Source organism: Sphingomonas sp., from assembly GCF_019746665.1.
Classification (GTDB): domain Bacteria; phylum Pseudomonadota; class Alphaproteobacteria; order Sphingomonadales; family Sphingomonadaceae; genus Sphingomonas.
In genome coordinates this window covers 61,325-74,809 of the sequence record NZ_JAIERS010000025.1, presented here as the reverse complement: position 1 = coordinate 74,809, position 13,485 = coordinate 61,325, and the positions used below count along the sequence as shown (strand labels likewise).

Annotated in this window: 14 protein-coding genes; 8 read left to right on the top strand and 6 right to left on the bottom strand. The window is 69.7% G+C overall.

What is annotated here, in order from left to right; genetic code table 11:
• Nucleotides 1-39 precede the first annotated feature (39 nt).
• From K2X73_RS14600 to mutS, 3 genes are read left to right on the top strand one after another with little or no spacing between them, the layout of a single operon-like run.
• A complete protein-coding gene (locus tag K2X73_RS14600) occupies nt 40-225 on the top strand; it encodes an antitoxin (protein WP_294112012.1) in 186 nt (61 codons plus the stop codon).
• On the top strand, nt 204-482 hold the full coding sequence (locus tag K2X73_RS14595) for a type II toxin-antitoxin system RelE/ParE family toxin (protein ID WP_294112011.1): 279 nt from the start codon (nt 204-206) through the stop codon (nt 480-482). The genes K2X73_RS14600 and K2X73_RS14595 overlap by 22 nt, the downstream gene beginning before the upstream one ends.
• A gap of 11 nt (nt 483-493) precedes the next feature.
• Nucleotides 494-3,097 (top strand): DNA mismatch repair protein MutS, encoded by a 2,604-nt coding sequence (gene mutS, locus K2X73_RS14590; protein WP_294112095.1) that lies wholly within the window; start codon nt 494-496, stop codon nt 3,095-3,097.
• On the opposite strand, the gene K2X73_RS14585 is transcribed toward mutS, so the two are convergent.
• Entirely contained in the window at nt 3,066-3,620 is a 555-nt protein-coding gene (locus K2X73_RS14585) for a Crp/Fnr family transcriptional regulator (RefSeq protein ID WP_294112010.1), read from the bottom strand. The two genes, mutS and K2X73_RS14585, sit on opposite strands and share 32 nt — an antisense overlap.
• 109 nt (nt 3,621-3,729) lie before the next feature.
• Here K2X73_RS14585 and K2X73_RS14580 point away from each other — a divergent pair, with 109 nt between their 5' ends.
• A complete protein-coding gene (locus K2X73_RS14580) occupies nt 3,730-4,488 on the top strand; it encodes an SDR family NAD(P)-dependent oxidoreductase (RefSeq protein ID WP_294112009.1) in 759 nt (252 codons plus the stop codon).
• A gap of 35 nt (nt 4,489-4,523) precedes the next feature.
• On the opposite strand, the gene K2X73_RS14575 is transcribed toward K2X73_RS14580, so the two are convergent.
• Nucleotides 4,524-6,134, bottom strand: a complete 1,611-nt coding sequence (locus K2X73_RS14575; RefSeq protein WP_294112008.1) for a methyl-accepting chemotaxis protein — start codon at nt 6,132-6,134, stop codon at nt 4,524-4,526.
• 99 nt (nt 6,135-6,233) lie between these two features.
• Between K2X73_RS14575 and K2X73_RS14570 the strand changes: the two genes are divergently transcribed.
• Together K2X73_RS14570 and K2X73_RS14565 are read left to right on the top strand one after the other, a co-directional pair.
• The gene (locus tag K2X73_RS14570; RefSeq protein ID WP_294112007.1) at nt 6,234-8,981 is read left to right on the top strand and encodes a [protein-PII] uridylyltransferase; all 2,748 of its coding nucleotides are present in this window, start codon (nt 6,234-6,236) and stop codon (nt 8,979-8,981) included.
• Between the two features lie 31 nt (nt 8,982-9,012).
• Complete coding sequence (locus tag K2X73_RS14565) at nt 9,013-9,393, top strand: VOC family protein (RefSeq protein ID WP_294112006.1); 381 nt, start codon at nt 9,013-9,015, stop codon at nt 9,391-9,393.
• A 31-nt stretch (nt 9,394-9,424) separates the two neighbouring features.
• Here K2X73_RS14565 and K2X73_RS14560 read toward each other — a convergent pair whose 3' ends face one another.
• The 4 genes from K2X73_RS14560 to K2X73_RS14545 all read right to left on the bottom strand — a co-directional run bounded on the left by K2X73_RS14560 (nt 9,425) and on the right by K2X73_RS14545 (nt 12,133).
• Complete coding sequence (locus K2X73_RS14560) at nt 9,425-9,823, bottom strand: DUF305 domain-containing protein (RefSeq protein ID WP_294112004.1); 399 nt, start codon at nt 9,821-9,823, stop codon at nt 9,425-9,427.
• Nucleotides 9,820-10,353 carry a translation initiation factor IF-3 gene (gene infC / locus K2X73_RS14555; RefSeq protein ID WP_294112002.1) on the bottom strand — a complete coding sequence of 178 codons (534 nt, stop codon included), beginning with the start codon at nt 10,351-10,353 and terminating at the stop codon, nt 9,820-9,822. Before infC ends, K2X73_RS14560 begins: the two co-directional genes overlap by 4 nt.
• A 122-nt stretch (nt 10,354-10,475) precedes the next feature.
• Nucleotides 10,476-10,715 (bottom strand): DUF6356 family protein, encoded by a 240-nt coding sequence (locus tag K2X73_RS14550; RefSeq protein ID WP_294112000.1) that lies wholly within the window; start codon nt 10,713-10,715, stop codon nt 10,476-10,478.
• Between the two features lie 26 nt (nt 10,716-10,741).
• Entirely contained in the window at nt 10,742-12,133 is a 1,392-nt protein-coding gene (locus K2X73_RS14545; RefSeq protein WP_294111998.1) for a Mur ligase family protein, read from the bottom strand.
• An 87-nt stretch (nt 12,134-12,220) separates the two neighbouring features.
• Between K2X73_RS14545 and K2X73_RS14540 the strand changes: the two genes are divergently transcribed.
• Together K2X73_RS14540 and K2X73_RS14535 are read left to right on the top strand one after the other, a co-directional pair.
• Nucleotides 12,221-13,042 (top strand): LD-carboxypeptidase, encoded by an 822-nt coding sequence (locus K2X73_RS14540; protein ID WP_294112093.1) that lies wholly within the window; start codon nt 12,221-12,223, stop codon nt 13,040-13,042.
• A 37-nt stretch (nt 13,043-13,079) separates the two neighbouring features.
• A complete protein-coding gene (locus K2X73_RS14535; protein WP_294111997.1) occupies nt 13,080-13,478 on the top strand; it encodes a hypothetical protein in 399 nt (132 codons plus the stop codon).
• Nucleotides 13,479-13,485 lie beyond the last annotated feature (7 nt).

Genomic DNA, 13,485 nt, shown 5'->3' with positions numbered 1-13,485 from the left:
TTCTAGCCAAGGGGGGGCGTGGCGTCTATGTTAGTCGCCATGAAGCACGAGCCGGGCATCTTCGAGCAAGACGATGAGGAGGCAATCGCCGCATCCGACACGCGCGCGCGCGCTGATTATGCCGCAGGCCGATATCATTCCCATGCTATCGTTGGCCGTTGGCTCAAAACCTGGGGGACGCCTGATTTCAAACCGTTCTTCGAATGGCTGAAGTCGTCAGGCTGAACGAGGCGCTGACGCAGCTCGACCAGATTGCTAGCTATATCGCCATTTTCGATCCGCTCGCGGCGCAACGTGTCGCAATCTGGCTTTTCGATCTTGGTAAAAGCTTGGCGACTTTTCCTAACAGAGGGCGGCTGGCGAGCGGTGGAACTCGGGAACTTGTAACGGTGCGGCCCTACATCCTGCGGTATGAAGTCGTCGGCGATACCGTCACGATCCTGAGCGTGCGCCATGCGGCGCGTCTGTGGGACGTCCCATGACCGCCACCCCGATGATGGCGCAATATCTCGCGCTCAAGGCCGAGGCCGAGGATTGCCTGCTCTTCTATCGCATGGGCGATTTCTTCGAGCTGTTCTTCGAGGATGCGAAGATCGCCAGTGCGTGCCTCGACATCGCGCTCACCGCGCGCGGCGAGCATGGCGGGGAGGCGGTGCCGATGTGCGGGGTGCCGGCGCATGCGGCGGAAGGCTATCTCGCGCGGCTGATCAAGGCCGGGCACCGCGTCGCCATCGCCGAGCAGACCGAAAGCCCCGAGGAAGCGCGGCGGGCACGTGGTTCCAAGGCGCTCGTCCAGCGCGCGATCGTGCGGCTGGTGACGGCGGGCACGCTCACCGAGGAAGCATTGCTCGACGCGCGCGCGGCGAATTGGTGCGTGGCGGTCGGCGAGGCGGCGGGCGGCGTGGCGATCGCCGCCGCCGACATTTCGACCGGACGGTTCGAGATCATCGAGACCAACACCGCCGCGCTCAGCGCCGAACTGGCGCAGCTGAATGCGGCGGAAGTCATCGCGGCGGAAGGCGGTGCGCTCGCCGACGCCCGCCCCCGCCCACGCGCCGATTTCGATAGCGGCCGGGGCGAAGCGCGGCTGAAGGCGCTGCTCGGTGTCGCGACGCTGGACGGGTTTGGCCAATTCAGCCGAGCCGCGCTCGCGGCGGCCGGCGGGCTGGTCGCTTATCTCGATCATACCGCGAAAGGCGCGCTGCCCTTCCTACGCCCGCCCGCCCTGCGCCGCAGCGAGCAGGCGATGGCGATCGACGCGGCGACCCGCGAAAGCCTTGAACTGACGCAAGCACAGGGCGGCGGGCGCAAGGGGAGCTTGCTCGACGCGGTTGATCGCACCGTGACGGGGGCGGGCGCGCGGCTGCTCGCCGCCGACATCGCCGCGCCGCTGATGGACCGAGCGAGGATCGAGGCGCGGCTCGATCTGGTGCAATGGCTGGTCGAGGATGCCGGCGCCCGCGAAGGCTTGCGTGGCGAACTGCGCCGGGCGCCCGATATCGGCCGTGCGCTGGGGCGGCTGGCGGCCGGGCGCGGCGGTCCACGCGATCTGGGGCAGCTGCGCGACGGGCTCGATGCGGCGTGGACGTTGGGCCAGCGGCTACAGCGCCTCGCCGAGCCACCCGCCTTGATCGCGGAAATCGCGCCAAAGCTGCAGGGCCACGGCGCGCTGATCGACACGCTTGCCCGCGCGCTGGTCCCCTCGCCGCCCCTAGACGCGGCGCAAGGCGGCTATATCGCCGAAGGCTATGACGCGGTGCTCGACGATCTGCGCGCGGCGGGCGCCGGCGGGCGGCGGGCGATCGCCGCGCTCGAGGCGGACTATCGCGCGCAAACCGGGATTCAGGCGCTCAAGATCAAGCACAACGCGGTCCTGGGCTATCATATCGAGGTTCCGGCGAAGCACGGCGATGCCCTGATGCGGCCCGAGAGCGGCTTCACCCACCGGCAGACGATGGCCGGCGCGGTGCGCTTCAACGCGCCGGCGCTGCACGAGGTGGCGCTGAAGGTGACCCAAGCGGGTGCCCATGCCCTCGCGGCGGAAGCGGCGCATTTGGAGGAACTCACCGCGCTCGCTTTGTCGGCGCGGGAGGCCATCGCCGCGACCGCCGACGCGCTCGCGCGGCTCGATGTCGCCGCCGGGCTTGCCGAGCGCGCGGCGGAGGGCGGCTGGACACGGCCGCTGCTCGTCGATCAGGCTTGTTTCGAGGTGGCGGGCGGACGCCACCCGGTGGTGGAGGCGGCCTTGGCGAAAAGCGGCGAGCGCTTCGTCGCCAATGACTGCCGCCTGTCCGAGGACTCGCGGCTCTGGCTCGTCACCGGCCCGAACATGGGCGGCAAATCGACCTTTTTGCGCCAGAATGCGCTGATCGCGGTGCTCGCGCAGGCCGGCAGCTTCGTTCCGGCGGCGCGGGCGCGGCTGGGGCTGGTCGACAGGCTGTTCAGCCGGGTCGGCGCCGCCGATAATCTGGCGCGCGGGCGATCGACCTTCATGGTCGAGATGGTCGAAACCGCCGCGATCCTGGCGCAGGCCGGGCCGCGCAGCTTCGTGATCCTCGACGAGGTCGGGCGCGGCACGTCGACCTATGACGGGCTCGCGATCGCCTGGGCGGTGGTCGAGGCGATCCACGAGCAGAACCGCTGCCGCTGCCTGTTCGCAACGCATTATCATGAGCTTACCCGCCTTGCCGAACGTTGCGAGGCGCTGTCGCTCCACCATGTCCGCGCGCGCGAATGGAAGGGCGAACTGGTGCTGCTGCACGAGGTCGCGCCCGGCCCAGCCGACCGCAGCTATGGCCTCGCGGTGGCGCGCCTCGCCGGCCTCCCGCCCGCGACCATCGCCCGCGCGAAAGCGGTGCTCGCGAAGCTAGAGGCGGGGCGCGCCAAGACCGGCGGCCTCGCGGCGGGGCTCGACGATCTGCCGCTGTTCGCCGCGGCCGCTGCCGCGCCTGAGCGCGAAGTCGACGCGCTGCGCGACGCGCTCGCCGCGCTCGATATCGACGCACTCTCGCCGCGCGAGGCCCTGGAAGCGCTCTACCGCTTGAAGGAAGTGGCGGGCGGCGCGCTCACCCGGCCCGGGCGCGAAGCCGGCGCTTGATCCGGCTGAACGCGATCGGTGTGACCCGAAGATAGCGGGCGATATCCTGCTGCGGCAGCCGGGCGAGCAGCGCGGGCGCGGTGATCAGCATTTGCTGGTAGCGCTGCTCGGGCGTCGCGCAGAGCAATGCCTCCTCGCGCGCCTGCTTGCGATCGGCCAGCCAGCGGCTGAACCCGGCGGCCGCGCCGACAATGGCGGGATCGGTGGCGATCAGGCCGTTGACCCACGCGGCGGGAAGCACCGCGATCTGGCTGTCCTCCAGCGCGACCGCGCCAAAGCGTTGGGGTGCGTCCTCCAAATCACCGAACAGCCCCTGATCCGCGACAAAGCTCTTGATCCACTCGTCCCCCGCCGGGGAGAGATAAGTAAGCTTCACCAGCCCCCGCAGCAGCACGAACAGCCGGCCGCCGGGCGCTCCTTGCGACAACAGCATTGCCCCTTTGGCGTGCGGCTGGGGCTGCCACCGCCCGGCCTGCTCGGCGCGATCGCGCAACAAGGGAATGATCTGATCGGGGCCATCCATCCCAACGCCTTAGAGAGGCAACGGACGGAAGCAAATCGGGCTAAACCCGGGTTCATGCGCGCGGGCGCCGGTGGCGCTACCGACGCGCGGTTAATCAATGGGGCAAGGCATGGCGGGGTTTTCACTGGCGGGACGGACGGTTCTGCTCACGGGCGCGGGGCGCGGCATTGGTCGCGCGTTGTTCATGCAACTCGCGGCGGCGGGGGCCAAGCGCGTGATCGCCGTTGGTCGGGATGCGGCGGCGCTCGACGCGCTCAGCACCCTCTCGCCGATCGCGACGCCCTATCCGACGGACCTCGCCGATCCCGCCGAGCGCGCGGCGCTCGTCGCGTATCTAACTGAGAAAGAGCCGGATTTATCGGTGGTCATCAACAATGCCGGCACGCAATTGCCGACCGATCTCGTCGATCCGGGCGCCGCGCGTTACCTGCCCGCGCTCGCTGGCGAGATCGCGGTCAACTTCGCGGCGCCGATCGACTTGTGCGTGGGGTTGCTGCCGGGGCTGATCGCGCGGCCTTCGGCGATGATCGTCAACATCACCTCGGGCCTCGCGATCGCGCCCAAGAGCGGCGCGCCGGTCTATTGCGCGGCCAAGGCGGGTTTGCGCAGCTTTACCAAGGCGTTACGCTATCAGGCCGAGGCGCGTGCCCCGCAGCTGCGCATCGTGGAGGCGCTGCCGCCGCTGGTCGATACCGAGATGACGCGCGGGCGCGGGCGCGGGAAGATCAGCGCCAAGGCCGCCGCCGCCGAGATCGTGCGCGGTATGGAAGCCGGCAAAACCGAAATCTATGTCGGCAAGGCGAAGCTGCTGCGCGCCATCCACAGCCTCTCCCCGGCGCTCGCGGACCGTCTGATGCGCGCCGGTTGACGCCGAAAACCGCTCCCGGACGCTCCCGCGCGCGCTTATCCCCGCCGGAGACGCGCCGCGAACTCGGTGCTCGCCTGGCGCAGGCCGCCGCTCTGCTGGCGGACCCCGTCGGCGACCCCGGCGATGCCTTGCGCGAGCCGGGTCGCCGCTTCGGCCTGGGCGGCGAGCGCGGTGAGTTCGTTCTGGACGTGCGCGCCGCCATCGGTCGCGACCGCGACGCTCGCCATGATGCCGTCGGTCGCCTGCGCCTGGCGGTCGATCGCACGGGCGATGTCGTGCGCGCCCCCGGCGATCCGGGCGACATCGCCGGCGATCGCCTCGACCGCGCCGGCGACCGCGCCCGCGCTGTCGTCCATCGCCGCGATGTGATCGCCGATATCGGCCGCGGCGGCGCGGGTCTGCGCGGCGAGCGCTTTCACTTCGCCCGCCACCACCGCGAAGCCGCGCCCCGCCGCGCCCGAATGCGCCGCCTCGATCAGGGCATTGAGCGCCAGCGTGTTCGTGCGCTGGGCGATGCGTTCGATCTGGGCGGTGATGCCGCGCACCGCGCGGCTGCGCTCCGCCAGCGCCTCGGCGCGCGCGCGTGCTTCCTCGGCGCGGGTCTCGGCCGCGACGGTCGCCCTGACCTGGGTGTCGATTTCCTGCTCGATCGCGGTGATCGCCTCGTGCAAATTGGTGACCGCGGTGCGCACCGCCGCCATCGATTGCCCGGCGACCCCGGCGCTCGCCTGAACGGTGCGGACATGCGCCGCGCTCGCCTCCCCCAGCCGGAGCAGCGTATCGGTCGAGCCGCCCAGCTCGGCGACCGCGTCGCCCAGCGCCGCGATCACCGCCATCACCGAGCTTTCATAGCGCTGCGCGTGATCGGCCATGATCGCGCGGCGTTCCTCGGCCATGCGCGCTTCCTCGGCGGCGCGGGCGCGTTCGTGCGTGCGTTCGAGCGCCTGTTGCTGGGCGGCGGCGCGGGTTCGCTCCTCGCCGCGCTGACGTTCGAGCACGGCGATCTCCGCCGCCGCGCGCATCCGCTGCGCGTAGAGATGCGCCTGGATCAGCGCCATCACGTACAGCGTCACCACGAACACCAGGATCGCCGCATCATAGAACAGCGGCACCGCCACCACGCGGTGAAGCTGGCGGGCCAGCTCGACGCTCATCACCCCCATGAAGATCAGCGCGTTGACCGGGACAAGCGTGAACACCTTGCTCCCCAGCGCGATCACCGCCACCGTCACGCAGGCGATCCCAATCCGTTCGGTGCCCGCGCTCGCGCCGTCGATCAGCGCGAGCTGCACCGCCCAGGCGAGCCCGATCACGAACGCATAGAGATGCAGCGCCCGGGGTTGCTCGGCCGCCGGCACCCGCCAGCGCGGCGGCAGCAGATCGGGACGAGCCAGCGGCAGCGCGGCAAGCGTCGCGATCAGGACCGGCGCGCCCGCCACGGCGGCCTGCAGCGAGCGCGAGAGCACCGCATAGACGATGCTGAGCGCAAGCGTCGTGACCAGATTGAGCGGCACGATCCAGCCGATCAGCTCGGCGGTCTGCGCGGCGCGTTCGGCGAGCGTTTCCGGCGCGATCCGGGGCAGCGCGGCAAGGCGCGCGAGGCGCCGGCCACGCGGCGCCAATTGCGGAAGAGCGATCGCCGTCATTGCCCCGTTGGTAACGGGCTATGGTTAAAGCGGACTTAGCATTCCTACGGTCGCTTTCGGGCATGACGATGGCCGGCCAAGCGCTTATCAGGCGATGTGATGAGCAACCGATTTGCCGGCCTGCGCCAGCGCCGCGCGATCATCGATCGCCGCGCGATCGCCGATGCGCTCCACGCGATCGAGGGCGACGACGCCACCGCCCTGCGCGCCGCCGCGACCGCGCAGCTGCGCGCCGCGCTGGAGGCGGGCCGCGCCGAGATCGCGCGCCGGCTCGCCGAGCATCCCTCGCGCGGGCTGGAAGCGGCGGCGGCGGGGGCGTTCCTGATCGACCAGATCCTGCGGCTGTTGTTCGATTTCACCACCGAACGGCTGCATCCCAACGCCGCGCCCACCGCCGGCGAGCGGCTCGTGCTGGTCGCGGTCGGCGGCTATGGCCGGGGCGAGATGGCGCCGCATTCGGATGTCGACATCGCGTTCCTTACCCCGTGGAAGCTCACCGGCTGGGCCGAGCAGGTGATCGAATCGATGCTCTACGCGCTGTGGGATCTGCGGCTGAAGGTCGGCCACAGCGCGCGCAGCCTGGACGAGATGGTGCGCCAGGCCAAGGCCGACGTGACGATCCGCACCGCGCTGCTCGAGGCGCGCTATGTGTGGGGCGACATGGCGTTGTTCGACGAGGCGATGCGCCGCTTCCGGCTGGAGGTGCAGCAGCAGAGCGTGCGCGCCTTCATCGCCGACAAGCTCGCCGAGCGCAACGAACGCCACCGCAAGATGGGCGACAGCCGCTATGTCGTCGAACCCAATGTGAAGGAGGGCAAGGGCGGCCTGCGCGATCTCCACACATTGTTCTGGATCGGCAAATATGCGCACAATGTCGATCGTTCGGCGGGCCTTGTCGAGGCTGGGTTGCTGACGGCGGCCGAATATCGCCAGTTCCACCGCGCCGAGAATTTCCTGTGGGCGGTGCGCTGCCATCTCCACCTGATCGCCGGTCGCGCCGAGGACCGGCTGACCTTCGACGTGCAGCGCGAGATCGCCGAGCGCCTGCGCTTCGCCGAACGCGCCGGCGCCTCCCGGGTCGAGCGCTTCATGCGCTATTATTTCCTGCAAGCGAAGACGGTCGGCGACCTGACCGGCGTGTTCCTCGCCCATCTCGACGAGGCGTTCGCGGCACGCGGGCGGCGCTTCGGCTTGCCGCGGCTGATGCGGCGGCCACGGCGGTTGAACGGCTTCGTGCTCGATCGCGGGCGGCTCGCGCTGCCCGCCGATGATTTCTTCCACCGCGATCCGGTGCGGCTGATCGAGCTGTTCACGCTCGCCGAGCGCCAGGCGCTCGAAATCCACCCGCTGGCGATGCGCGCCGCCGCGCGCGACGCCAAGCTCGCCGACGAGGTGCGCGACGATCCGCGCGCCAACGCGCTGTTCCTAGAAGTGCTCACCTCGCGCCGCGATCCCGAAACCGTGCTGCGCTGGATGAACGAGGCGGGGGTGTTCGGCCGCTTCGTGCCCGATTTCGGCCGCGTCGTCGCGCAGATGCAGTTCGATATGTACCACCATTATACGGTGGACGAACATTCGATCCGCGCGATCGGCCTGCTTTCGCGCATCGAGCGCGGCGAGCTGGTGCAGGACCATCCGATCGCGACCGAGATCGTGCAGAAGCTCGTCTCGCGCCGCGTGCTCTATGTCGCGGTGCTGCTGCACGACATCGCCAAGGGGCGCGGCGGCGATCATTCGGTGCTGGGGGCCGAAGTCGCGCGCCGACTTTGCCCCCGGCTCGGGCTGAGCGCGGGCGAGACCGAGACGGTCGCCTGGCTGGTGCGCTGGCACCTGCTCGCCTCGGCGACGGCGTTCAAGCGCGACCTTTCCGACTATAAGACGATCCTCGATTTCGCCGAGGCGGTGCAAAGCCCCGAACGGCTGAAGCTGCTGCTCGCGCTGACGGTCGTCGATATTCGCGCGGTCGGCCCCGGCGTGTGGAACAGCTGGAAGCGCCAGCTGCTCGGCGAGCTGTACGAACGCGCCGAGGAATTGCTGCGGCTGGGCCACAAGCAGAAGGGCCGCGCCGAGCGGATCGCCGCCAAGCAGGCCGGGCTCGGCGCCGCGCTCGGCTGGCAGGCGCCCGCGTTCGACGCGCTCGTCGCGCGCCTGCCAGAGGCTTATTGGATCGCCGAGCCCGATGACGTGTTGGCAAGCAACGCCCGGCTGGTGGCGGCGGCGGGCGACAAGCGCCTCGCGATCGACGCGCAGGTCTATCCCGAACGCGGCGCGACGCTGGTGACGCTCTATGCCGCCGACCATCCCGGGCTGTTCTACCGCGCGGCGGGGGCGATCCATCTGGCGGGCGGCAACATCATCGACGCGCGCATCCACACGACGCGCGACGGCATGGCGCTCGACAATTTCCTGGTGCAGGACCCGTTCGGCCGCCCGTTCGACCGCGCCGAGCAACTCGCGCGGCTGCGCCAGGCGATCGAGGACGCGCTCGCCAACCGGATGCGGCTGACCGAGCGGCTCTCCGCCAAGCCGCTGCCCCGCACCCGCGCCGAGGCGTTCGACATCGCGCCGCAAGCCTTTATCGACAACAGCGCCTCGAACCGCTTCACCGTGGTCGAAGTCAACGCCCGCGACGGGCCGGCGCTGCTCAACCGGCTGGCGCACGCGCTGTTCCAGTCGAAGGTCACGGTCCATTCGGCGCACATCGCGACCTATGGCGAGCGCGCGGTCGACGTGTTCTATGTGACCGATTTGTTCGGCGACAAGATCACCAGCGCCCAGCGGCTGCGCGCGCTCGAACGCCGGCTGATCGAGGCGGCGGCGAACGAGGATTTGGCGCACGCGGCATAACATGGCGCGGCGCGGTTGAGGGGAGCGAACGATGCCGGTAACGGGCCTGGGTGGTTTCTTCTTCCGCGCGCGCGACCCCGGCGCCTTGCGCGACTGGTATCGCGACGCGCTGGGGGTCGGCAATGGCTGCGGCGAGGGGGCGGACCGCCCCGACTGGGCCTGGTCGCCCGAATCCGGCCCGCTGATCTTCGAGCCCTTCCCCGCCGACAGCGATTATTTCGCCGCCGATCGCGCCTATATGCTCAACCTGCGGGTGCGCGACCTCGACTCGCTGCTCGAACAGCTCAACGCGCGCGGGGTGGCGATCGAAACCCGCGAGGAATGGGACAGTCAGGGTCTGGGCCGTTTCGCGCGCATCCACGATCCCGAAGGCAATCCGATCGAATTGTGGGAGCCGCCGGCGAGCGATTGAGCGCTCGGCAAACCCCGCCCCCGTCGCGCGATCACTGCTTCGGTTGGCGCCGGGCGAGCCATGCCTTCATCTGCGCGATCTCGCGGTCCTGCGCCGCGATCACGTCCTTGGCGAGCGCGCGGACTTCGGGGTCCTTGCCATATTTCAGCGCGGTCTTGGCCATCGCCACCGCGCCTTCATGGTGGGGGATCATCAGCCGCATGAAGCTTTCGTCGGCATCCGCGGAGGCGGTGCCCATGTCCTTGTGCATCGCCGCCATCGCCGCGTCATATTCGGCGGCGGCGGGGGAGGACGGCTTGGCCGCCCCCTGCCCCATCGCCCCGTGCCCCATCGCCGCATGGTCGGGTGCTTGCGGGGCGGGGGGTGGCGCGGCGCGGTTGCACGCGGCGAGCGGGAGCAGCGCCGCGATCAATATCAGGCGAGTTTTCATTTCGGCGCGAGCACCATCAGCATCTGCTTGCCCTCCATCCGGGGGTAAGCCTCCACCTTGGCGATCTCGGCGGTGTCCTGCTGCACGCGCTGAAGTAGCGCCATGCCGATCTGGCCGTGCGCCATTTCACGCCCACGGAAGCGCAGCGTGACTTTCACCTTGTCACCCTCACCGATGAATTCGACAATCTTCTTCATCTTTGTGTCGTAATCGTGATCATCGATATTCGGGCGCACCTTGATCTCTTTGATCTCCTGCGCCTTCTGGGTCTTGCGCGCGGCGTTCGCCTTCTTCTGCGCCTCGTACTTATACTTGCCGACGTCGAGGAATTTGGCGACGGGCGGATCGGCGTTGGGCGAGACTTCGACCAGGTCGAGCCCGACTTCCTGCGCCTGCGCCATCGCTTCGCGCGTGTACATCACCCCCAGATTCTCGCCATTCTCATCGATGACGCGGACGCGGGGCGATTGAATCCATTCGTTGAAACGCGGCCCGTTCATGGGCGGCGGCGCCATCGGACGCCGATGCATGGGAGGACGGATAGGTATGGCTCCTGTTATGGGATAATCGTGCAATATAGTCGCACGCGGCGTTCTTGGCAAAGTCAATCGCGTGGGCGATTGTCCCTCGGCGCGGGCGGATCGCCGCGCCTTCAGATCACATAATCAACCGTTACCAGCTGCGCCTGCGCGCGCCGCTTCTCGACCAGCGTCGTATTGAGCGCGGCGATGGTATCGCTCCCCGCGCTTTTCCACAGGAACGGCAGCAGCGCATGGACACAGCACCGCGCCCCTCCCCAGATCATCGTCACCCCAAAGCGCGAGGCGACGGCGAAATGTTCGGCATAGCTTTCGCCGACCGAGGCGGGATGGGCAGTGAACAGGCGCAGCATGGTGGTCTCCGGTTGAAGCGGCGATGCTAACCCCGCGCGGCGAGTTGCGCCAGCAGGTCGGCGGCGAGCAGGCTCAGGCTGTCGTCGCGCGCGCCCATCACCACGATCCGGTCGCCCGCGCGTGCCTCGGCGAGCAGCGCGCCCGCCGCCGCGCCGCGATCGGCGATGTGGCGCGCGGGGGCACCGCTTGCCCGCAGATCGGCGACGATGTCGGCGCTTGTCACCTCGCGCGTCACGGTGCCGCCGAAATAGGCGGGATCGCACAGGATCAGCCGATCCTCGGGCGATAGCCGCGCGGCGAAGGCGCTCACCAGCTCGCGCCGCATCACTTTCAGCGGGCCAAAGCCGTGCGGCTGGAACAGCAGCAGCAGGCGCCCGGGGCTCGCGCGCAGCGTGTCGAGCGTCGCGCTCAGCTTGTCGGGATTGTGCGCGAAATCGTCGATCACGGTGACACCCGCCGCCGTGCCTACGCACTCGAACCGGCGCTTCAGGCCGGCGAACCCCGCGATCGCCTCCGCCGCCTCCGCCAGAGCGATGCCGAGCGCGCGCGCCGCGCCGATCGCCGCGAGCGCGTTGGCGACATTGTGCCGCCCCGGCACCCGCAGCCGCACCCGCCGCGCCGCGCCGCCACGCTCGGCGAGATCGAAGGTGATCGCGAACGGCTCGGGCGCCAGATTGGTCGCGACGAGATCGGCCTCCCCCTCCACCGCGAGCGTATAGAGCCGCTCGCGCTTCAGCCCCGCCGCGATCGCCGCCGCTTCGGCATCGCCGACATTCACCACCGCCGTTTCCGCCTTGGCGGCGAAGGCGCCGAACAGCGCGCGCAACTCCTCGATCGATTTGTGATCGAGGCTGACATTGTTGAGCACCGCGATCTTGGGCGCGTAGAGCGCGATCGAGCCGTCGCTCTCGTCGACCTCGCTCACATACAATCCCGGCTCGCCGACCAGGGCGGAGGCGAAGGGCGCCTCGGGCCGCGCGAAATTCTTCATCACCGCGCCGTTCATCACCGTCGGCTCGCGGTCGAGCGCGTGGAGCAGCCAGCCGATCATGCCGGTCACGGTCGACTTGCCGCTGGTGCCGGCGACGCCGATCGCGGTTTGCGCGCGGTTGAACAGCCTGGCGTTGAGCTCGGCCCGGGTCATCCGCCGGCAGCCGAGCGCGTTCGCTTGAACGATGTCCGCCACCGTCTCCTCGACCGCCGCCGAGGCGACGACGATCTGCCGGTTGCTGGTGATGCCGCTGCCGTCCTGCGGGAACAGCGCGATGCCGAGCGCTTCGAGCGCGGCGAACTTGGCGGGCACGCGCCCCTGATCGAGCCCGCGATCCGATCCGGCGACGGTCGCCCCCTGCCCCGCGAGGATCATCGCGAGCGGCATCATCCCCGAACCGCCAATGCCGACGAAGAAATAGTCCATGCCCGCCGCGCTAATCGCCGGCGCGCGCGGCGGCAAGCACTTGGCAGCGCGGTCGCGACGGGGTTAGCGATAGGCGTGGCCAGCCGCTTGCACATCGCCATCGTCGCCCCCGCCCGTCCGCTCACCCCGGCGCTGGCGGCAGGCGTAAGCGCGATCGCCGCCGATTTTCCCGGCGTAGCGCTGCATATCCACCCCCAATGCTTCCTGAGCGACGGCCATTTCGCCGGCCCCGACGCGGCGCGGGCGGCGGCGTTGATCGAGGTGGCGAACGATCCCACGATCGACGCGATCTGGTTCGCGCGCGGCGGCTATGGATCGAACCGGCTGCTCGCCCAAGTGATCGACGCCCTCGGCCCGGCGGCGATGGGCAAGACCTATCTCGGCTATTCCGACGCCGGCTTCCTGCTCGGCGCGCTTTATGCCCGCGGGATCGGGCGGGCGGTCCATGCGCCGATGCCGGGCGATCTGGCGCGGGCCGATGGCGGGCGCGCGGTGCGGCGCACGCTCGGGTGGCTGGCGGGGGGCGACGGGGACGCGCTCGAGCCTGGCCTGGGCGCGCGACCGGCGGCGGCGTTCAACCTCACCATCCTGGCCGCGCTCGCCGGCACGCCCTGGCTGCCCGATCTCGCCGGCCACGACCTGCTGATCGAGGAAGTGAGCGAGCCGCTCTACCGCGTCGACCGGATGCTGTTCCAGCTCGCCCACGCCTCGGCGCTGCAGGGAATCGCGGGGATCAGGCTGGGGCGGGTGAACGACGTGGTGCCCAACGATCCGCCCTGGGGCGAACCGCTCGCGACGATGGTCGCGCGCTGGTGCGCCGAGCTGGGCGTGCCCTATTCTGGGCAGGCGGATATTGGCCATGATGCCGACAACAAGCTCGTGCCCTTTGGCTTGGCAGCTATTCGCTAAGCTTTTGCCTTTAATGCCGGGGGCGAAGGGATCGGCGATGTTGCGCGCTTTGGAAGACAGGATCGGCCGGATCGAGGCGGCGATCAGCGCCGGCGAGGCGCTGATCAACGGCCCGCTGCCGACCGGCGCCGAGCTGGCCAAGCGCGCGCTCGAAGCCGGGCTGATGGTGGGCGCCTATCAACTGCACGTGCAGCGCGAGTTCTTCGATCGCTATGCCACGCACCCCGATCCCGAAGTGCGTGACACCGCCGAGGCATTGCGGCGCGAATGCAGCGCGTTGCGCGGGCAGCTGCACGGCAGCGTCCGCAAGACCGCCGCCGAGGCGCCCGATCCCAACCATTTCGCGCGCACCGCCCGGCTCTACAACGCCGCGTTCCGCTCGCATTTCGGCAAGGTGCGCGCGCTGGTCGCGCGGGTCGAGGGCCAGCCGGGCTGAGCATGCA